Here is a 20,120-nt window from a genome sequence, read left to right on the forward strand (position 1 = left end):
CAGGAGAAGAACTCAGCACGCTGCAGACGTGTGAAAAATTGCCTACATCAGGTTTGGAAGGGATTGCTGTTCTCTTATAATGTTGATCAGTATATGCAGTGCTGGGTGATTATATTTACGACTACCGTAATATATATGGAATGGATCTTCCGCGGATGCGTGCTGGGGAAGTATCAATCTCAGTGTTCCAGACTTTAATTCCGGTGTTATTCGTGCTTCAAGCACATAGGCGATGCCCACGCCCGCTTTAGCGGCAGAGATAGTTGTGGCTGTATCATTGATGGTCACCAATCCTGGAACACGAATTTTCCTGCGCTCACCCTCAACCTGCAGCTCCCAGCGAAAGCTCGAGTTATCTCCCAAAAGTAGTTGAAGACAGGTGTGATGCTCCAGATCTTCTATGGTCATTGGCGCTCCGTGTTGCTCGACGTAGCCTGGCGAGGCCACCAAAACCCAGCGCTGAGGCCCGCTCAACGGCAATGCGACCATATCTTTCGGAACATGATGACCGTAGCGTATACCCGCGTCGTATCCCTCGGCCACAATATCAATAGGCCTGTTATCGACCACTACCGTTAGACGCACGCCTGGGCAGCGTCGGACGAATTCAGGGAGTGCTGGTGCGATCAGCAGATCGGCAGCATCTGCAAATACATTGAGACGAATCTCACCCAGATTGCCGACGCCTGGCGCTTCAAACGTTTCAAGCGCGGCGCCGATCTTGTTGAAGCCATCTTCCAGACGCTCCGCTAAATCCAGCCCCAAAAAAGTGGGCGATACGGCTCGACTTGTCCTGTTCAGTAATTTTGCGCCCAAGCGGTCTTCGAGCCGCCGTATGGCATGGCTCAAAGCCGAAGGAGTCAGGCCCAATTCTTTAGCTGCTGATTTGAAACTTCCCCATCGGACGATGGACAGGAAAACTTTCAGGTCTGCGAAATCGATGCGATTTTTCTGAGTCATAGATGATTCGGCTTCACTGACTGGATGAACTGATTTCAGTTTAGCCTGTGCGATTATCACCACCCCGTCAACGAGCCGATGGCATCGCCAAACGACCGCGTGATTGGGAATATCCGCCAGTGGCGTCATGCAGGGCTAAGAGAAGAGGAATCAGATATGCATCACCGAGTCATTGGACGCACGGGCAGAAAAGTCTCAGAAATTGGATTTGGTGCATGGGCCATCGGTGGAGCCTGGGGTGAGGTTTCCGAGTCCGATGCCAAAGCGGCACTTCACGCGGCATTGGATCAAGGCACGACGTTCATCGATACCGCAGACGTCTACGGTGACGGACGATCAGAGCGCATCATTGCAGATGTGATGAAAGAGCGAGGCGGGGATCGGCCCTTTATCGCGACGAAAGCTGGAAGGAGGTTAAATCCTCATGTGGCTGAAGGCTACACGCGAGCGAATCTGAACGATTTCGTAGACCGCTCCCTCCGAAATCTGCAAACAGATTGTCTCGACCTTGTTCAACTTCATTGCCCACCTACCGAAATTTACTATCAACCCGATGTCTTTCAGGTAATGGAGGACATGATCACCGCGGGGAAAATACGTCACTACGGTGTTTCGGTGGAAAAGGTCGAAGAGGCGTTGAAGGCTATCGAATACCCTGGTGTCGTTTCGGTTCAGATGATCTACAACATCTTCCGTCAGCGGCCCGCTTCTCTTTTCATGCACGAGGCTAAAAAACGTGGAGTTGGGGTTATCGTTCGCGTGCCTTTGGCTTCCGGCTTGCTAAGTGGAAAAATGACCAATGCTACTACTTTCGCTGCGGATGATCATCGCTTGTTCAATCGAAATGGCGAGGCGTTCGATAAAGGGGAAACCTTCGCCGGCGTACCCTTTGATGTAGCGCTGGAAGCCGTCGAGCGACTTCGGCCCTTAGTGCCGCAGGGCGTCACAATGGCGCAATTTGCATTGCGCTGGATTTTGATGGAGTCCGGCGTGACGACTGTCATCCCGGGGGCCAAGAATCCACAGCAAGCCAAAGCCAATAGTGATTCGAGTGACTTGGCGCCCATTTCTGAGGAGTCGATGCAAGCGGTTCGTGACCTGTATGAATCGAAAATCTCCTCTCATGTGCACCACCAATGGTAATTCATTGACTTCAAACGTCATTGGTCTTGAAAGGAGCAGCGGGCATCAATTCATTAGACGCAGTCAGGCTTAGCGTCGCAATTGCGCCAATTGTTCCTTTAATCGCGCCACTTCACTTTCAAGTTCACGGACTCGCTCGCGAGCCTCAACCTCAACGCTGACGTCCTTCTGGATACCGATGAAGTACGTCAGTTGATCTGCGTCGTTAAACACAGGGGTAATCGACAGTTCGTTCCAGAAAGCGCTGCCATCCTTGCGATAGTTGCGGATGATTTGCCGGCAGGGGTGAAAGTTCTTTATTGCCTCCCGGATTGTAGCCAGGCCGCTTTGGTCGCGGTCATTGCCCTGAAGAAAGCGACAGTCCTGGTAAAGGATGTCGTCAACACCGTAGCCCGTCAGGCGCTGGAAGGCGGGGTTGGCGTAGATCAGTATGTTCTCGTCGCCTTCCTGCTCTGCTACCACGATGCCATCGTTGGATGCTTCAACCATCAGTTGCAGCAGTTCTGCATTGATCATTTTCTGAGCCCCAGTGAATGTCACATCATTTTAGGACAACTTGGGGTTTCAAAATGCTTTCGACACAATTCGACAGCATTCCCATGACTGACCAAGGCGCCGCCAGCAAGAAAGGTATGCGCGGAAAGGCGCGACCTTTTGGTGTCAAGCTGGTCGCCCGATCAGTTGCAGGAACTCGTGGCGCGTAGCGGACGACTCGCGAAAGGCGCCCAGCATCACTGATGAGGTCATCACCGAGTTTTGCTTCTCCACGCCTCGCATCATCATGCACATGTGCTTGGCCTCTATGACCACAGCCACGCCGGCGGCATCGGTGATGTGCTGAATGGCGTCGGCAATTTGTTTTGTGAGGTTTTCCTGAATCTGCAAGCGGCGGGCAAACATATCAACCACTCGTGCAACCTTCGACAGCCCTAGTACCCTTCCGGTGGGGATGTATGCGACGTGAGCCTTGCCGATGAAGGGCAGCATGTGATGCTCACACAGTGAATACAGTTCGATATCACGCACGATGACCATTTCATCGTTTAGCGATTCGAACAGTGCACCATTGATCACTTCTTCAAGGCTCATCGTGTAGCCGTTACACAGGTATTGCATTGCCTTGGCTGCGCGTTTGGGCGTGTCCAGCAATCCTTCACGCTCAGGGTTCTCGCCGACGCTGACGAGAATTTCACGGTAGTGCTCGGCTAATGATGGGTTCATTTCTATTCCTCGCAGCCATGCTGCGGTTCATGTGACGGCCATCCTTGGCTTAGGGGCGTTCGGGCTGGGGAAGAACCTGAGCGAAGCATTCTAGGGCTGCTTAATTTTGCAGGTGAGATGCTCGTCGGGTTCGGGTTTTGATGCCGGCATTGTGCAAGAGCTGTCGACGCATCGACGGCGACCATCCGGATGAGGCAACCAGGCCAAATGGGGGCGTAATCGGCAGAAGAGGCGATAACCCACGGCGAGCAGAGGGCGGATTGCACGCCATGTCAGTGGCGTTGCCCAGAACCCCAGGCCGGCGGCTCGCCAGCTCCATAGAGTGGCGTCCAGTCCGGTTAACCAGCGGCCATCGGCAAAACGGGCATGCAGCGAGGACTGCATTTGCTCGAGCGTGAACCCGAGTGTCCTGGCGTCGAATGCATCACTGCTGATGTCTACAAACAGCAGTCGACTCTCTACGGCGTGTCGCTGCAGGATCTTGATTTCGCGCGCGCACAGCGGGCATGTACCGTCGAAGTACAGCGTTAGTGGCCAATGCTCTTTATTGTACATTGATGGTTATCTTGTATAGGTTTTGTACAAGATAAGCTTAAAAAAACGAACTGACAATCGTGGGCATTCCTTTGCCGTGAAATTGGTCCGCCCGCCCGCCGGGCAGCGTTCAAAGTAGGGATCATAAGCGCAGCAACAGCGCTGCGAGCGGCGGGCGGCATAGTCCTGCTCGGTCCAACTTCAAGCGTGGCTCGTCAAGCCACTCGCCGCAGTGCTGCGGCCATGCCGCCGCCTATCGAAGCCATGCCAACAACCAAACAGGGGAACGACACCCACCAAGGTATGGCGGCGGTCATCATGCTGAACTCCGACATGCCGCCAATGCTTGCGATCAGGTTGAGTGGCAGGAAAACCACGTTTATCAGGGTCAGGTTGCGCAGCGCCAGGTTCATGCCATTGTTCGCCAGATTGCCACGTGCCTCGATCAGATTCGCAAACACCTTGGCGTGGATCTTTGCCTGTTGATAGCTCTGCTCGTTCTCGATAATCAGATCGTTGAGCGAGTCCAGCTGACTTGGGCCGAACCCGTGGCGCTGGCCATGGCTTCGAAGCAGGGCGAGTACCGCGCCATTGCTCTGAATGGCGTTCACGTAGTACACAAGGCTTTCGCTCAAATTGTACATCTGCACCAGTTGCTGGTTATCCATTGTGCGGCTGACTTGTTGCTGTACCTCGCGGGCCATCTGCTTGACAACACGCAGGTGGCCCAAATAGTGATGCACGCTTTCAGCCAGCAGCGCCATCAGCACATCCAGAGGGCCGCTCAGCGCTGAGTCGCTCTCCAAACCTGCTAGAAGTGAGTTGCTCGCGCAGATCACCACCAACCTCTGCTCGCTCAACACCACTCCGAACGACGACACATTGAACGCTCGGCCATCGAAGCTCTCCGGTCGCTTCCAGATCAGGAACAGATGGTCTGGCTTGATCTCGATTCGCGCTACTTCGTCCGGGTCCAGGGATGACTCCAGCGCCTGGGCGCCGATCCCCAATCGTTCCCGGAGCAGCAACTGCTCGCCGGCATCCGGTGCGACGCACAGCCAGACGCTGGCTTGATCGTCGGGCGCCTGGCACAGGTTACCTTCCTGAATGCTGTAGGCTTCGATCATCGCTTACCACGCCTGGCCGCGATGTTTGAGTTCCAGCCTCTGGATAAATGCTTGAAGCACCCGCCGATACAGCTCATCGCCTAAAACGGCGTCTTCGGTTCCTGCATCCAGGTTAGGGTTGTCGTTGACTTCAATCACCAACACCCGGTCACCGGCTTGTTTAAGGTCGACGCCATAAAGGCCGTTGCCGATCAGCCGTGCGGTGTCGACTGCAAGTTGCACAACCTCTGGCGGCGCTTGCTCGATCGGGACGGCCTTGCACATGCCGTTTATTTCACCTGGCACGGCTTTGTGGTTGTAGATTTGCCAATGCCCCTTGGACATGAAGTATTGACAGGCATAAAGGGCTTCGCCGTTAAGTACGCCTACACGCCAGTCATACTCCGTGTAGCAGTATTCCTGAGCGAGCAGCAGCACTGAATGCTCGAACAATTCCTGTGCTGCCGACGACAGCGCCTGCGCATCGGCGACTTTGATGACACCCCGCGAGAAGCAGCCGTCGGGAATTTTCAGTACAAGAGGAAAGCCCAACCGACGGCCTGCCTGCTCCAGTTCCTGAGGTCGATCCTTGTAGAGGATTTCCGTCGCTGGCATTCCCAGGCCGCGTCGCTTGAGCAGGTCAGTCAGGTACACCTTGTTGGTGCAACGAAGGATGGAAGATGGATCATCGATGACCACCAGGCCTTCACTCTCGGCTCTTTTGGCAAAACGGTAGGTGTGGTCGTCTACGCGGGTAGTCTCGCGAATGAACAACGCGTCGAATTCTGCCAGGCGCGCATAGTCTTTTTTCTCGATAAGTTCGACATCGATGCCAAGCTGTTTGCCGGTTTCAATAAATCGCTCCAGCGCCAATGAATTGGAAGGTGGCAGCGCCTCGGCGGGATCTTGCAATATTGCCAGGTCGTATCGAGCCATCCGCTTGGACGCCGGTTGTCGCCAAGTGCGCCGATTGAAGGCATCCAGGGCGTTGGCAAAAACATGCTGTTGCTCATCACGCAGTTTGTGCAATGCACCGGGTTTTATTCCGGCGATCTGCCACGTCTCACCACGGCGAAATTCCACCAGCAAAATAGGGCAGGGGAACGCCTCAAAGAGCTGACGGCCAATCTCTTGCAGTGACTCAATGGTGGCTTTGCCAAAATACAATGACAGGGTAAAGGCTTCGGTATTGCCATAAGGATGGTTGGCCAGCGCCCGCTCCAGGGTGCGCTCAAGATCATCCAGACCCACCCCGTACAGCGCCTTGCGCGACAGCTCGCTGATGATGCGCACCGACGGGAATACCTTGTGCCCGCGCGCTTCTGCAAGCAAAGAGCAGTAGTAGCCTTGGCCCAGGTACTTGTAGTTGCGGCAGAGGTTGATCACTTGCGTGCGACCTGGGAGGTCGTCGCTGTGCTCAAGGTAATCCTGGGCAAGCATCAGGCTTTCACTGGGGAGGTAGCTGGCCCAGTCTTCCTTGCGTTCGACGAGGATCAGCAACTGGCTGCCTGAACGCCCCGTGCTGGGAGGCTCCTCGACGAGAGATATTGTGGAACGTTCCGATTTGTCCAATACTTCGTTCACGTTGGTTTGCACCGCTGACATGAGTAATCGATCCCTATTGAAGAACACGCCGCTTCAATAAATCACGGACATCCGGGTCTGTCCCGGTTCGTTACTCAAACATTACGGTGCCACCATGCTTTTTAACTTTCGCGTTGCAGCGACGGACGATATCGACGAATTGGTCGCGTTGGAACAGGAGTGTTTTACGCTTGATCGGTTGAGCCAGCGCAATTTTCATTGGATGGTCAGCCGTGCCAATAGTTGTTTGATTGTCGCCGAATGCCAGGAAGAACTGGCGGGATATGCCCTGTTGCTCTTTCATCGTGGCACATCACTCGCACGCCTGTATTCAATCGCTGTCAGTCAGGCATGGCGAGGCCATGGCCTCGGCCAGAGGCTGCTGGAAGAGGCACAAACGCGTGCGCTTTCCCGGAACTGCGCATGGTTGCGTTTGGAGGTCAGAGCCGATAATCCCGCTGCCATCAGCCTGTATGAGGCCAATGGATACCAGCGCTTCGCAGTCGTTGAGGACTACTACGAAGATCATGCCGAAGCGCTGCGTTACGAGAAGCGAATTCTCCATCAAGCTCCGTCGCCGACACGTCAAGTACCCTATTACCAACAGACCACCGAATTCACATGCGGCGCGGCCTGTCTGCTGATGGCTATGGCTGCCATCGAGACGAGCCGGCCAATGAGTCGCAAGGAGGAAATTCAGCTCTGGCGCGAGGCGACTACCATCTTCATGACCGCAGGACACGGTGGCTGCAGTCCTCAGGGCTTGGCTTTAGCTGCCTGTCGGCGCGGTTTTGAGGTGCGTCTGGTGGTTAGCCAACTTGGCTCGCTGTTTCTGGAGGGCGTACGCAGTCCGGAAAAAAAGGCCATCATGAAGCTGGTAGAAGACAGCTTCGCTGAGGATTTGGCGCAAGCGGGCGTCATACAGGAGCAGGCTTCCAATTTTGATATCCGCGCAGCACTTGTGGCTGGATTCAAACCAGTGGTACTGATCAGTAACTACCGATTCACCCGGTTGAAGGCCCCTCATTGGGTACTGATAACAGGGTGTGACGACGAGTTTGTGTATCTGCACGATCCGGATGTGGATCACAGCCGCCACCGTCAGAGCATCGATTGCCAGCACCTGCCAGTGAGTCATGAAGAGTTTATGCGCATGAGCACGTTTGGCTCTCGCCGAGTACGGGCTGCCGTCATGCTGCGTGCACGTTAAAGGGGTGCTCGTCGGGTGAAACGGTAGCGTTTTGCTGACCGGGTGATTGTTGTTTGAAGACATCACTCGCACCCTCCATGCTGCGCGGGGTCTTTGGCTAGCAAACGGTAATCTGAATTTAATGGGCTGCTCGTTGTTCAGGCGTCAGTACAGATACTGGATAGATCGCGGTGAATGTCCCCGCGTCGACACTCAATGCGCGGCAATCGACGCCATAGACGTGCGCAAGGTTTTCCGGTGTCAACGTGGCGCCTGTCGAACCGCTGCAATGCACATGGCCCTGGTGCAGCATCATTGTGTCGTCGGCATAGCGACTGGCCAAATTCATGTCGTGGAAAATCGCCAGCGTGACGATGTTATGTTTGCGCGTATAGCTGCTGACAGCATCAAGTATCTGTAACTGATTGGCCAGATCCAGCGCAGAAGTCGGCTCGTCCAGTAGCAATAACCGGGGACTGCGAACAAGGGCCAAGGCCAGGGATATCATCTGCCGCTCGCCTCCAGACAGTTGCCCTGGCTGATGCTCGGAGAAACGTTGCAGGCCCAGCAGTTCGAGCATTTCAGCGGCCTTTCGTCGAGCATTCTGACTCGTCCTCCAGCCTCGTGTAGTGCCTTGTTGAGCCAGCAGGAGTAACTCATAGGTGGACAATCTAACGTCGAGACTGGCGAGGTCTTGCGCGACATAGCCAATCAGTTGAGCGCGGCGGGCAGGGGAAGCATCCATTAGCGGGGTGCCGTTGATGGTGGCCGAACCCTGCGCCGGTACCAAGCCACACAGGCCTTTCATGAAGGTCGATTTACCAGCGCCGTTAGCGCCTAGTAAAGCGAGTGTGCGGCCGCCTGAAACTTCCATGTCCAATCCCTTGAGGATGGGCCTTCCGCGTAGTGTGACCCGGTAGTTGCTGGTGCAAAAACTCATCGGGACGTCAGCCTCCGGTCGCGCAAAATGAGGATGATGAAAAACGGCAAACCGATCAGTGAGGTCACCATGCCAATGGGTAGCACGGCGCCAGGCACGATGAGTTTGCTGGCGAGTGAAGCCAGGGTTACGAAGATAATCCCGCAGGCGATCGTTACACCGATGGTGAAGCGTTGATCTTCACCCACCAGCAGCTTCGCCATGTGAGGCGCCACCAAGCCCACAAAGCCGATCACGCCAACCACCGAGGTGACCGCACCGGCCAACAGTGCGGCCAGCAACAGCATGGTTGTGCGCAACCGACGCACTGGAATGCCGAACAACACGGCCTGTTCACCGAAGCTGCGCAGCGCGGTCAAAGCCCAGGCTTGTGCCAGCGAGAGCGGGATGGCCACCCCTGCGATCACCGCGCACAGAGTGACTTTGTTCCAGGTGGCGTGCTGAAGCGAGCCCATCAGCCAGAACACGATGCTTTGTAGCTGATCGGTGCTCGCCACATACTGGACCAGGCCCAGCAGTGAACTGAACACAAAGTGCACGGCGATGCCGAGCAATGTGATGGCTTGCAGGCCAACGTGGCCGCGCGACAACACAAGGATGATCCCGACCGTCAGCAACGAAAAGAGGAAGGCGTTGGCGGTGACGACCAGGTCGGCCCCGAAGCCTGGCAACGCGTGGCCGAGCGACATATTGAACGCCAGTGCCAGCGACGCACCAAAACCGGCAGCGGACGAAATGCCTAGCGTGAAGGGCTCTGCGAGCGGATTGTCCAGTACAGTCTGCATCATCAACCCGGCCAGCGATAAGCAAGTGCCAGCCAGCACGGCCATCAGCGTCATCGGCATCCGCAGTTCCCAAAGGATTACACGTACGCTGGTATCCACACTGGAAGGATTAAGCAGTCCTGATACCGCTTCATTGAACGTCAGTGTGCCCGAACCAACAATCAGATCGGCAACGAACGCCATGACAGCGAATGCCAGCAGAATCATCAGCAGTGCACTGCGTCGCCATATGGTGATTGTGTAGCGAACCTGCGAGGAGGGCGCCGCAAGGCCGGTTGGCATCGTCATGGCCGGTCGGTACTCAATCATTGGCAGGTGCGCGCGAGTAAAGGATGGCGGGTACGGTTTTCAATCCGGTGAGTGCGAACAGGGCTGACAGGCTGTTGCTCGTGTCGATGCGTTTAGCACTGTCGGGATAGAACGCCTGATTCAGATACTCGAGCCCGAGGATGTTCCAGGAGCTCGCATAAAACTGGTGATAGATACCAAACACCCGGCCGTTCTGGCTGGCTTTCAACTGAGCAAAACCTGGACGCTCCTGCAACAGGCTCATAGAGCGATCGATCATGGGTTGTTTCACGCTGTCCCCGAAGCCGAACCCAGGCGCAACTGAGGTGTAACCAGGAAACTGCGAACCGGTCATCACGTAGACGTCTGGCTGTTTGCCGAGCACTGTTTCAAGTGTCACGTCACCGGTCGCGCCCGGCAGTAAGCTTGAGCCGAGATTTTGTCCGCCGGCGGCTTCGACCAACTTACCCCAGTACACATCGCCATGAGTGAAGCAGCATGCCGAGGCACCACTTTGTCCTGCTTTCGCTTCTACGAATACGACTGGCCTATGTGAATGTTGCTTGATGATTTGATCGATACTCGCAAGACGGCTTCGGTAGAAATCCAGGTAGGCCCGGGCCTCATTTTCGCGGTTAAGAACTCTCCCGAGCAGTTCGACGGTCTTCTGGCTGTTGGTCACCGGATCGAGGTCGCTGTCGACAAATATTACCGGGATCTTCAGCGCTGCCAGTTTCGACGCAACGCCGGCATTCTCCAGAGATGCCCGAGCACGGGTCTGAAACACCAGCAAGTCGGGACGCGCAGCCACGATGGCCTCTAAATTGAGATCGCCCTCGTCGCCGAACTTCATGTCGGTTGCCCGGTTAGCTGACGCTGGCCACTGATGCTCAAACACTTCCCAGGTGTTGGGGTCTGCGCGCTTGACGATGTTGTTCCAGGCCACAATTCTCTGGAACGGATCCTGACGGTCAAGCAGGGCCAGCGTAAACAGGTCTCGACCATCCTGAAGGACGATGCGCTTGGGTTCTTGAAGGATTTCTACTTGGCGATTGGCAACATCAGTGACGGTGACAGGGTAGGTCGTTGCGTATGCAAAGGTCTGACCTGCCAGCATTAAACCAACGCTTGAGATGAAGCGCACGAGGTGCTGCATGACGAAATCCGTAGCCGCTGAAGGAGGGTGCGCTTTTCGTAGGTGTTCATACGGGGTAATTCAAAAAACGCCCGGCAAGGCTATGGGAATAAATCTCATTCGTGTATTAAGAATGTTTCATGCAGCCTGTTTTGATGGATGCGGTTTGGAAACCTGTGCTCGAGGACTTTTCGCCAGCCTAGCCTCCCTTGGCGACATCTGAGCCCGTCCTCGCTGACCACCGTCGTCCGACAAACAGATACTGGCAGTCGGCCATCTCAGCTAAACTCACGATCAGAGCTATTTCCAGCAGCGTCTTGTGAGACTCCATGATTGCCCATACCCCCACGCTTTTTGCCTGTGTCGCGTTAGTCGCGACGATCATGGCGTTTTGTCTGATTCTGGTCGGCCAGTTCAATCAGCGTGACGGTCTGCTCACCATTGGCTTTGGTTTATTGGCCCACGCCTTGGCCTACGTTGGCTACACCTTCTACGGTCATGCCCCATTATGGTTGACCTACGGTGCCGCCAATACATTACTCGCGGTGGCGCTGGCCTTCTATGGTGCCAGCCTGTTCCGGATTATCGAGTTGCCAGTGGCTTGGTGGCGGGTTTTCGCACCGGCTGTACTGATGCTGACGTTGATGGCAAGCCTGATCGAGACCCTGGAGCCGAGAATGCTCGCTGCCACTGGAGTGTTGATGGTGCAGTGCGCATTGATCATCTACTGGACTCGCCGCTACATTCCCGCTCAGGGCCGTGCACGGATGCTGTTGATCATTGGGGCGAGTATCAGCCTGATTGGCCTGGGCATGCGGGTGGTGGCTGTGCTAGGCGGGGGGGCTGCCGAGATGCGCTACGATGTCAGCAACCTCAAGCAGACTATCTCGGTCAGTATCGGTACGTTTACCGCGATGATGATCTCTCTCGGGCTTGTGCTGCTGTCCAAGGAGCGCAGTGAGTCATTACTCCAGCAAATGGCGCTGCGGGACGTTCTGACAGGCATTCTCAATCGTCGAGCTATCCTTGAGCAGTTTTCCAAAGACCTGGAACGTTCACGCCGAGAGAATGCTTATCTTGCTGTGGCCATGGTCGATATAGACCACTTCAAACAAATCAATGACGTCCATGGTCATCTGGCGGGTGATGAAGTGATTTGCCACTGCGTTAACCATCTGACCGAGCGTCTTCGTCATTCCGACAGTATTGGTCGTTATGGAGGCGAAGAATTCCTGGTGCTGCTGCCTGGTACGAGCCCCGAAGGAGCCGTGGCTGTGCTTGATCAACTGCGTGCCTCTTTGGCCGAGACACCTGCGCAGTTCGGTGACGCAAGTATTGCGGTGCGCATCAGTATCGGTGTTTGCTCTGTGATGCCAGATGACGGCGATACCACCGCCAGCCTGCTTGCCTGGGCGGATGCGGCGCTTTATGAGGCTAAGGGCTTGGGGCGCAATACGTTGCGACTGGCGCAGCCTTGTCGCCTGCGCAGTGCTGCGCCGTTCAGTGAGATTCCACAAACGACAGAATCGTCGTGATTCCACGTGCGACGCTTCTATAAATACAAAAGATCAGCGGGGCTTAAATAAGGGTAAGTGCCTAAGTTATAAACGTTTTTGACCTCGTTGTAGTGTTCTTAGGACTGAAAATCGTGCAGTTATTCGTAGGGGAGCGCCGTTATGCAAATAAACTGCTACAATCAAATTTCCTGGGTAATCCTTGCCTCGTCGAAAGTTAATCTCGTATTTATTTGAATGCTCAAAGTTTTGTTAGAACAGCTACGGTGGAAATGGTAGTTGATTTTTGGAGCGCGACGTGAAAACTTTTCCTGGCTCATTAACTTTGTCAGATGGATGCCAAGGTTGCAAAAACACTCGCGAACTTGATCTGGAATTTTCGTTCGCTTTTCAGCCAATTGTGGATGTGCGCGATCAATCGATTTTTGCACATGAGGCGTTGGTTAGAGGCATCAATGGTGAGGGCGCTCGGTCGGTGCTTGAGAAAGTAAACGATAATAACCTCTATCGATTCGATCAGCTTTGCCGCATGCGGGCTATTTTCACTGCCGCACAACTTGGCATGACTCAAAATCTATCAATTAACTTTCTGCCCGGCGCAGTTTACCGTCCAGAAATGTGCATTAGAAGCACATTGGATGCCGCGCGAACTCATGGCTTTCCGATCAGTCGGCTGATATTCGAGACAGTCGAAAGTGAATATATTGATAACAATCATCATCTGACCAATATTTTGCGTCAGTATCGTGAGTTCGGTTTTCAGACAGCAATTGATGATTTTGGCTCAGGTTGTTCAGGGTTGAAGCTGCTCGCAGACTTTCAACCGGACCTTATAAAGCTTGATATGGAACTTGTGCGTAATATCCATCGCGATCGCTCCCGTCAGGCTATACTGCGTGGTGTTGTCGTGATATGTGCAGAGCTGGATATTAAAATCATTGCAGAAGGCGTCGAGCATGCCGAGGAGCGGGATTTTCTTGCCGACTGCGGAGTTTATCTGATGCAAGGGTTTTGGTTCGCCAGGCCGGCATTTCAAAAAATGGCTCAGATTGCTCCTGATGCCTGGCAAAAGGCGTAGATCGTGCAGATTATTACCGTGAAGCCGAACTCTTTTTAAGAGGATAATTTGCGGTCAGTGTAATGTTCTCATTAAATGCCAAAAGGGCGCTATTGCTACGCGATTGTGTAGGGGGCGGGCGCCCAAGGCGTTTTAATTTAATTTTGCGAGTGAGTAGGAAATGAACCTGACGTTTGAAGAGGCTTCAATTGAATCATTGTTAGACGCGCCTGATGAATTGGATACTCTGAACTTCGGGATTATTGGCTTTGATGACGCTGCAAAAGTAGTCATTTACAATGCTTTTGAGGCCTCAAGCGCGGCCCTGCGCCAGGCACGCGTTGTAGGGAAAAATTTATTCTTGGAAATTGCTCCATGCTTGAATAACGCCATGGTCGCTCAAAGATTTGAGAATGAACCTGAGCTGGATGTGATCATTTCTTACGTTCTGGCACTTAGAATGCGGCCGATCCCCGTTAGAATGAGACTACTTAAGAAAATGGATAACGACACCCGCTTCCTATTGGTTGAATGGGCAAGAAAATGAACAGTATTGAGCAGGATGCTGACTCAATCGAGTCAGAATACGAAGCATTGCTCTCATTCATGTATCTATCACCTGTGGGATTGGTAAGAACCAATCCCACAGGTGTCATTGATATGCTAAATCCCATGGCAACACAATTGTTGATGCCGCTGGTCAAGTTTTCCGGACTTGAAAATCTGTTCGAAACGCTTTCTTCCGTGGCGCCTGAGTTACGTAACCTGGTAACAAGTTTTAGAGAGTCATGCGGGTCAATATGTGTAAGTCACAGAATTCATGTGTCGCCCGCATCGGAGGGGGGTGTTGTTCTAGCGTGTACGATTGTGAAAGTCAATAATGAGGTTCTGATAACGGTTTTGACTGATATCTCCTGCCAGGTTGCGACTGAAAGGCGACTAAGGCAGACCGACTCATGGCTGGATGCGATCTATACCATAGTCAATGATTTTGCAGTGCTCGGCCTGACTAAACAGGGAGTAATCAATAGCTGGAGCCCTTCGGCAGAGCGTTTAACAGGTTACACGGAATCCGAGGCTATTGGAGAGACGCTGCGCCGATTCTGTAACTTGCCAGTCGTGGATGTTGATGTTTTTGATGAACATCTCACGTTCGCACGTGAAGAAGGTTGGCATTCACGAGACTATCTGTGCCAACACAAATCAGGACGCACTTTTTTTGCTCAAACCATGATCGCCGTTCTACGCGAAGAACATGACGAGTTTTCCGGCTATACCGTTGTGTGTCGAGATATCACCGAGCGGAAGGTGTCGAGTGACAACCTGGCCAACTTACTCACCAAAGACCATCTCACGGGCGCAGTTAATCGCGCTCACTTTTTCAACTTGGCGGAGAAAGAGTTTGCTCGGGCAAGCCGATACGGCCACTCAGTATCGATCATCATGCTGGACGCCGATCACTTCAAACATGTGAATGATAGTTGGGGGCATCCCATGGGTGACGAGGTTCTCAAGTCTATCGTTAAAATTGCCGAGGGCGTTCTTCGGCCCGGAGATACTATCGCCAGATTTGGAGGCGAAGAATTTGCAATTATGTTGCCTAAGAGCAATAGTCTCGAGGCTTCAGTCGTTGCGGAGCGACTCAGGATCAGCATTGAAGCATCTAGTGTAAACGCAGCCGGTGGGGAAATAAAAATCACTGTCAGTATCGGGTGTGCCTCAATGAGTGAATCGCGATCCACTCTCAAGCAGTTGTTGGTCTCGGCAGATGCCGCGCTCTACCGCGCAAAATCCAAGGGTAGAAACTGTATAATTGATATCGATGACTTCTAATGGTCGGAATCATGTGTTTCCATGCCGCGATCTTCGCCCCGGTGTGGTTGAGCCATCGGTGGGTGAGCGGGTGAAGCCCGCGGTCCGATTTATTGCCTATTGCGCCATTCTTCTCGGGTGATCTCCCAGATCTCCCGCGCAAATAATCCACCCACAAATCGTCCTTCATCCGTGCGTACCAGGCGCATCCCGCCACGCTGCGAGAGTCTGCGCGAACCAATGTTCGGCGCCGCTTTTGGCACCCGCAACACTTCCCGCCCGAGGGTTTCAAACCAGTAATGGGTAACCACCGCACTGGCCTCGGCCATCAACCCCTGGCGCTGCCACTGCGGCGCGATCCAGAAACCGCGATTATTGTCCGGGTCGTCCATCAGGCTGATATTGCCGATCAATTGTTCGGGTGCGGATTTCAGGCGAATCGACCAATGCCACTCTTTGCCCGCGGCAATCGCCGGCAGCGCAATGTCTCGCAGATAAGTCAGTGCACCATCGGCGGGATAGGGCCAGGGCACCAAAGCGTTGAGGTACTGCACGACCTCCCAATGCGCGAACTGCTGCTGGATGCCAGCGGCATCGGCCAATTCCAGGGGACGCAAAATCATACGTTCGGTGTACAGCGTGGGTGCGGCATCCATGTTAATCGAGCTCCTGAGTGAACGTTACCAGGTGCCGGACGTCGTCCCTGGCAAACTGAGCTTGCCACTGTCGACGAACCGCATGGTGCCGAACAAGCCTGCGGCGAGTTTTCCACGCAGTACGTAAGGCAGATTGTTGAGGGTCTGCGTCTGGCTCAGTCCCAGGGTCTGGCGCAACACCGAAAACGCCGAAACGCTGACCGGAACCGTCAGCACGGTTTCCGAAAAGCGCGGGATCGAGCCCGACTGATCGCTGACTCCCGAGGCGAGCGGCTGGCCGTTGACCTCGAGGTCCAGGGCCACGCCATTGTAATCAATGGGGGTCTCATTGGGGTTCTGCACACGGATCTTCAGCGCAAACCGCACCTCCATGTCCTGGCCCTGCAGGGGTTCGATGCCGACCACGTTGATATTGACCGGGTCGCGATTGGGAAAGAGCGCGCAGGCGCTCAGGGAGAGCATCAGCAAGGACAGGATAACGGCGTGGATACTGCGCATGACAGGCTCTCTTCAAGTAAAGGGCTGAACCGCTGCCGACGCAGCCCTCAAGCCGTGTCAGCGGTTCAACTGTGCGACCGCCGCAACGGTTGCCGGTTCACCCCTGGCCGCAACATCGGGGTTTTCCATGACCTGGAGGATCGAGGCTTCCGGGTCGAAATCGTCTTCTTCCAGCTCGATGAATTCTTCCGGCAGGAAGATGTTCAGCACGATAGCGCACAACGCGCCGACAGTGATCGGCGATTCGAAGATGTTGTGCAGCGCCAGGGGCAGCTCGCGCAACACTTCGGGGACGGCTGCGACGCCCAGGCCCATGCCCAAGGAAATCGCCACGATCAACATATTGCGCCGGTGCAGGCCAGCCTCGGCGAGGATCTTGATACCGGCCACCGCCACGGTTCCGAACATCACCAACTCAGCGCCGCCGAGCACTGGCTTGGGCATTAACTGCAACACCGCGCCGATCATCGGGAACAATCCGAGCACTACCAAGAGGCCGGCAATGAAAAACGCGACATAGCGGCTGGCCACGCCAGTGAGCTGAATCACCCCGTTGTTCTGGGCGAAGGTCACCATGGGCATGCTGTTGAACACTGCGGCCATGGCCGAGTTGAGGCCATCGGCAAGCAGGCCGGACTTGATTCGCCGGATGTACACCGGGCCTTTGACCGGTTGCCGGGAAATCATCGAGTTGGCCGTGAGGTCACCGGCCGCTTCCAGCGGCGACACTAGGAAGATCACCGCCACCGGGACGAACGCGACCCAGTCGAAGTTGAAACCATATTTGAACGGCACCGGCACGCTCATCAGAGGCACGTCGGGCATGTTCGAGAAACTGACGTCACCCATCATCCAGGCCACGAAATAGCCAAGGGTCAGGCCGATGACGATGGCCCCCAGACGCAGGAATGGCACGTCGACCCGGTTCAGCACGATGATGGTGCCCAGCACCAGAGCGGCGAGCGCCAGGTGGTGGGCGCCGCCCAGGTCGGTGGCGCCGAAGCCGCCAGCGATATCGGTCATCGCCACCTTGATCAGCGACAGCCCCATGAGCGTGATGATGGTGCCGGTGACCACCGGGGTGATCAGCATCCGCAGTTTGCCGATGAACTGGCTCAAAACCACTTCGATGAAGGCGGCAAAAAAGCACACGCCGAAGATCGTCGAAAGGATCTCATCGGTGCCGCCGCCACGGGCCTTGACCATGAAACCAGCGCTGAGAATCACGCTGATGAACGAGAAACTGGTGCCTTGCAGGCACAACAACCCGGAACCGATCGGCCCGAAGCGTCGCGCCTGGACGAACGTGCCGAGCCCGGAAACGAACAGCGCCATACTGATCAGGTAGGGCACTTCGCTTTGCAGGCCCAAGGCGCTGCCCATGATCAGGGTGGGGGTGATAATGCCGACAAAACTCGCCAGAACGTGCTGCAAGGCGGCGAAGACGGTGGCGGTGAGATGAGGGCGATCGTTGAGGCCGTAGATCAGATCGTTGTTGCGCGCAGCAGGGGCTTTTTCGGAGGCGGTCATGGTGATATGCGTGCCAAAAGGCGGGCCGGGTCAGAAAATGGAGGCGCAGGATGCCAGAAAGCTGGGAAAACAGTAACCAAGGGTTACAGAAATCCTGCTGCGGCGGTGCGAGAAACCTCAAGTGCCGGGTTTGAAAGCGGCCAGCAGATCTTCTTCGAACGCCTTTTGCGCATCCCCTGGCGACTGGGCGCGATGGCGGGCGAGCTGGAATGCCACTTCGAAACGGGTTCCATCATGCTGTACCGCGCGTAACAAGCCTTTTTCCTCCCAGCTTCGGGCGTAGTGGCAGGGTAGATAACCGATATGCCGGCCCGACAGAATGAACGCGAGCGTGCCTTCCACTTGCTCCGACCGCGCCGAACAAGGGGTCCCTTGAAAGGGTTCGTCGCGGCGCAGGAAGCGGTAGGGGTGGTCCACGCGATCACTGGCCTGCAGCGTTTGGGCGAGCGGCGCGTTGGTGCTGAACAGTGGGTGGCCCGGAGCGCAGTACAGCTGCTGGCTCTCCCTGAACAGTTCACGGTAGTCAAACGCGTGCTGCGCCAGGGAGAAATAGCCGATGGCTAGATCCAGGCGTTGTTGCAACAGCAGCCTTTCCATTTCGCCGGGCATCGCGCTGATCAGTTCGATGCGCACCGACTCGTCGCGCTGGCGAAAGCGCCGTATCGCCTCGGCCACCCGTTGCAGCACCGCTTGATCGAGCGCTTCGGACAACCCGACTCGCACTTCACCGATCAAGCGCCCGGCCACGCCATTGGATTGATGGCGGAAGGTTTCGATGGACTCGAACAGCGTGCGGATCGCACCGAGCAGTTCCGCGCCCTTGGGCGTGACGTTGAACCCGCCTTTGCCACGGCTGCATAACCGGTAGCCGAGCCGGGTTTCAAGCTTGGCCATCTGCTGGCTAATGCTCGACTGGCTCAAGCCAAGTTCGCCTTGGGCGGCACTGAAACCACCGCACTCGACTACGCGTACGAACAGACGCAGTAGCTGCAGGTCCAGGTCGTGAAGTTGGCCAAGCATCAAACATTACTCCGTGATAATGCCAGGATAACAAAGTTGGTATTTTGCCAATGTATCCGACCGCGCATTGTGGCGTCACTCCGTAGACGTCAAAACAAGGAATACGCGATGGACGCCCCAATGCTGAACGATCAAGCCATGACCCGCGACAGCCTCTACGGTACTGCGGCGGAAAGCACCTACGCCGGCATCACCAGTTTCATGCGTCGGCGCTACAGCCGCGACCTGCGCGGAGTCGACGTGGCAGTCAGCGGCGTGCCGTTCGATACCGCAACCAGCAACCGTCCCGGTGCGCGTTTCGGTCCACGGGGCATTCGTGCAGCGTCGGCCGGGATCGCCTGGGAGCGCCACTGGCCGTGGACGTTCGATCCGTTCGACCACCTGGCGGTGGTCGATTTCGGTGATTGCGCGTTCGACTATGGCGCGCCGCACTCGATACCCCACAGCATCGAGGCTCACGCCGAACATATCCTTGCGGCCGGCAGCGCGATGCTGACCTTTGGTGGCGATCATTTCGTCACCTATCCACTGCTCAAGGCCCATGCGCGTAAACATGGCCCGCTGTCGCTGATCCATTTCGACGCCCACAGCGATACCTGGCCGGACGAGGCGGGCAAGCGGGTCGACCATGGCACGATGTTCTGGCACGCCGCCCGCGAAGGCCTGGTGGAACCGTCGCGCTCAGTGCAGATCGGCTTGCGCACGACCAATGACGATGCCATGGGCTTTGCGATACTCGATGCACGCCAGGTGCATCGACGCGGCTGCGAGTCGATCGTCGAGGCCATCCGCGCCAGGGTGGGGGATAATCCGGTGTACCTGACGTTCGATATCGACTGCCTGGATCCGGCATTCGCCCCCGGCACCGGAACCCCCGTATGCGGAGGCTTGAGCACGGTACAGGCGCTGGAAATCCTGGGTGGTTTGCGCGGCATCAATCTGGTGGGCATGGACGTGGTGGAAGTTGCTCCGGCCTACGACAGCGCCGAGATCACTTCCCTGGCAGCAGCGACTTTGGCGATGGAAATGCTTTGCCTGTATGCGGCCAGACACAAGGTCGACCGGTGAAACAATACCCCGCAGGAGCAAGGCTTGCCCGCGATGGCGATAGTGCGTTCACCAGCGCTTCGCGAGCAAGCCGGTCAAAC

Annotated in this window: 20 protein-coding genes; 7 read left to right on the forward strand and 13 right to left on the reverse strand. The window is 55.5% G+C overall.

Annotated elements, in window-relative coordinates; all coding sequences use genetic code 11:
* Window positions 1-42 precede the first annotated feature (42 nt).
* Window positions 43-960 carry a LysR family transcriptional regulator gene (locus tag EQV97_RS02640; RefSeq protein ID WP_225570059.1) on the reverse strand — a complete coding sequence of 306 codons (918 nt, stop codon included), beginning with the start codon at window positions 958-960 and terminating at the stop codon, window positions 43-45.
* 156 nt (window positions 961-1,116) lie between these two features.
* Between EQV97_RS02640 and EQV97_RS02645 the strand changes: the two genes are divergently transcribed.
* Window positions 1,117-2,103, forward strand: a complete 987-nt coding sequence (locus EQV97_RS02645; protein ID WP_240888325.1) for an aldo/keto reductase — start codon at window positions 1,117-1,119, stop codon at window positions 2,101-2,103.
* A 69-nt stretch (window positions 2,104-2,172) separates the two neighbouring features.
* Here the strand turns inward: EQV97_RS02645 and EQV97_RS02650 are convergent, their stop codons facing one another.
* From EQV97_RS02650 to EQV97_RS02670, 5 genes are all read right to left on the reverse strand, one after another.
* Window positions 2,173-2,619 carry a PAS sensor domain-containing protein gene (locus EQV97_RS02650; protein ID WP_045058345.1) on the reverse strand — a complete coding sequence of 149 codons (447 nt, stop codon included), beginning with the start codon at window positions 2,617-2,619 and terminating at the stop codon, window positions 2,173-2,175.
* A 144-nt stretch (window positions 2,620-2,763) separates the two neighbouring features.
* Complete coding sequence (gene folE / locus EQV97_RS02655) at window positions 2,764-3,324, reverse strand: GTP cyclohydrolase I FolE (RefSeq protein WP_122840571.1); 561 nt, start codon at window positions 3,322-3,324, stop codon at window positions 2,764-2,766.
* 90 nt (window positions 3,325-3,414) lie between these two features.
* A complete protein-coding gene (locus EQV97_RS02660) occupies window positions 3,415-3,879 on the reverse strand; it encodes a DUF393 domain-containing protein (RefSeq protein WP_201147893.1) in 465 nt (154 codons plus the stop codon).
* A gap of 194 nt (window positions 3,880-4,073) precedes the next feature.
* The gene (locus tag EQV97_RS02665; protein ID WP_122840569.1) at window positions 4,074-4,985 is read right to left on the reverse strand and encodes a magnesium transporter CorA family protein; all 912 of its coding nucleotides are present in this window, start codon (window positions 4,983-4,985) and stop codon (window positions 4,074-4,076) included.
* 3 nt (window positions 4,986-4,988) lie between these two features.
* Window positions 4,989-6,569 carry a RimK family protein gene (locus EQV97_RS02670; RefSeq protein ID WP_225570060.1) on the reverse strand — a complete coding sequence of 527 codons (1,581 nt, stop codon included), beginning with the start codon at window positions 6,567-6,569 and terminating at the stop codon, window positions 4,989-4,991.
* 94 nt (window positions 6,570-6,663) lie between these two features.
* On the opposite strand from EQV97_RS02670, the gene EQV97_RS02675 reads away from it, so the two are divergent.
* Window positions 6,664-7,758 (forward strand): GNAT family N-acetyltransferase/peptidase C39 family protein, encoded by a 1,095-nt coding sequence (locus EQV97_RS02675; protein ID WP_122840567.1) that lies wholly within the window; start codon window positions 6,664-6,666, stop codon window positions 7,756-7,758.
* A gap of 118 nt (window positions 7,759-7,876) precedes the next feature.
* Here the strand turns inward: EQV97_RS02675 and EQV97_RS02680 are convergent, their stop codons facing one another.
* From EQV97_RS02680 to EQV97_RS02690, 3 genes are read right to left on the reverse strand one after another with little or no spacing between them, the layout of a single operon-like run.
* Window positions 7,877-8,677, reverse strand: a complete 801-nt coding sequence (locus tag EQV97_RS02680; protein ID WP_225570062.1) for an ABC transporter ATP-binding protein — start codon at window positions 8,675-8,677, stop codon at window positions 7,877-7,879.
* Entirely contained in the window at window positions 8,674-9,750 is a 1,077-nt protein-coding gene (locus EQV97_RS02685) for an iron ABC transporter permease (RefSeq protein ID WP_240888327.1), read from the reverse strand. The genes EQV97_RS02680 and EQV97_RS02685 overlap by 4 nt, the downstream gene beginning before the upstream one ends.
* Before the next feature lie 13 nt (window positions 9,751-9,763).
* Window positions 9,764-10,906 (reverse strand): ABC transporter substrate-binding protein, encoded by a 1,143-nt coding sequence (locus tag EQV97_RS02690; protein WP_240888329.1) that lies wholly within the window; start codon window positions 10,904-10,906, stop codon window positions 9,764-9,766.
* Window positions 10,907-11,214: 308 nt separating this feature from the next.
* On the opposite strand from EQV97_RS02690, the gene EQV97_RS02695 reads away from it, so the two are divergent.
* From EQV97_RS02695 to EQV97_RS02710, 4 genes are all read left to right on the forward strand, one after another.
* Window positions 11,215-12,420, forward strand: coding sequence for a diguanylate cyclase (locus tag EQV97_RS02695; protein WP_122840563.1), 1,206 nt, complete (start codon window positions 11,215-11,217; stop codon window positions 12,418-12,420).
* Between the two features lie 277 nt (window positions 12,421-12,697).
* Window positions 12,698-13,477: an EAL domain-containing protein gene (locus EQV97_RS02700; protein WP_240888331.1), complete on the forward strand. Its 780-nt coding sequence runs from the start codon at window positions 12,698-12,700 to the stop codon at window positions 13,475-13,477.
* A gap of 160 nt (window positions 13,478-13,637) precedes the next feature.
* Entirely contained in the window at window positions 13,638-14,003 is a 366-nt protein-coding gene (locus EQV97_RS02705) for a PAS domain-containing protein (RefSeq protein WP_122840561.1), read from the forward strand.
* Entirely contained in the window at window positions 14,000-15,289 is a 1,290-nt protein-coding gene (locus EQV97_RS02710; RefSeq protein WP_240888333.1) for a sensor domain-containing diguanylate cyclase, read from the forward strand. Before EQV97_RS02705 ends, EQV97_RS02710 begins: the two co-directional genes overlap by 4 nt.
* A gap of 89 nt (window positions 15,290-15,378) precedes the next feature.
* Here the strand turns inward: EQV97_RS02710 and EQV97_RS02715 are convergent, their stop codons facing one another.
* The 4 genes from EQV97_RS02715 to EQV97_RS02730 form a co-directional block, all read right to left on the reverse strand.
* On the reverse strand, window positions 15,379-15,924 hold the full coding sequence (locus tag EQV97_RS02715) for a GNAT family N-acetyltransferase (protein ID WP_122840559.1): 546 nt from the start codon (window positions 15,922-15,924) through the stop codon (window positions 15,379-15,381).
* A 24-nt stretch (window positions 15,925-15,948) separates the two neighbouring features.
* Complete coding sequence (locus EQV97_RS02720; RefSeq protein WP_045061105.1) at window positions 15,949-16,422, reverse strand: LEA type 2 family protein; 474 nt, start codon at window positions 16,420-16,422, stop codon at window positions 15,949-15,951.
* A 57-nt stretch (window positions 16,423-16,479) separates the two neighbouring features.
* Window positions 16,480-17,952, reverse strand: a complete 1,473-nt coding sequence (locus EQV97_RS02725) for a nucleobase:cation symporter-2 family protein (protein ID WP_122840558.1) — start codon at window positions 17,950-17,952, stop codon at window positions 16,480-16,482.
* A gap of 117 nt (window positions 17,953-18,069) precedes the next feature.
* Window positions 18,070-18,972, reverse strand: a complete 903-nt coding sequence (locus EQV97_RS02730; protein WP_122840557.1) for a LysR family transcriptional regulator — start codon at window positions 18,970-18,972, stop codon at window positions 18,070-18,072.
* Window positions 18,973-19,080: 108 nt separating this feature from the next.
* Here EQV97_RS02730 and speB point away from each other — a divergent pair, with 108 nt between their 5' ends.
* Window positions 19,081-20,040: an agmatinase gene (speB, locus tag EQV97_RS02735; RefSeq protein ID WP_240888336.1), complete on the forward strand. Its 960-nt coding sequence runs from the start codon at window positions 19,081-19,083 to the stop codon at window positions 20,038-20,040.
* Window positions 20,041-20,120: the final 80 nt, after the last annotated feature.

It is taken from the genome of Pseudomonas sp. TMW22090 (assembly GCF_022496665.1).
Classification (GTDB): Bacteria; Pseudomonadota; Gammaproteobacteria; order Pseudomonadales; family Pseudomonadaceae; genus Aquipseudomonas; species Aquipseudomonas gregormendelii.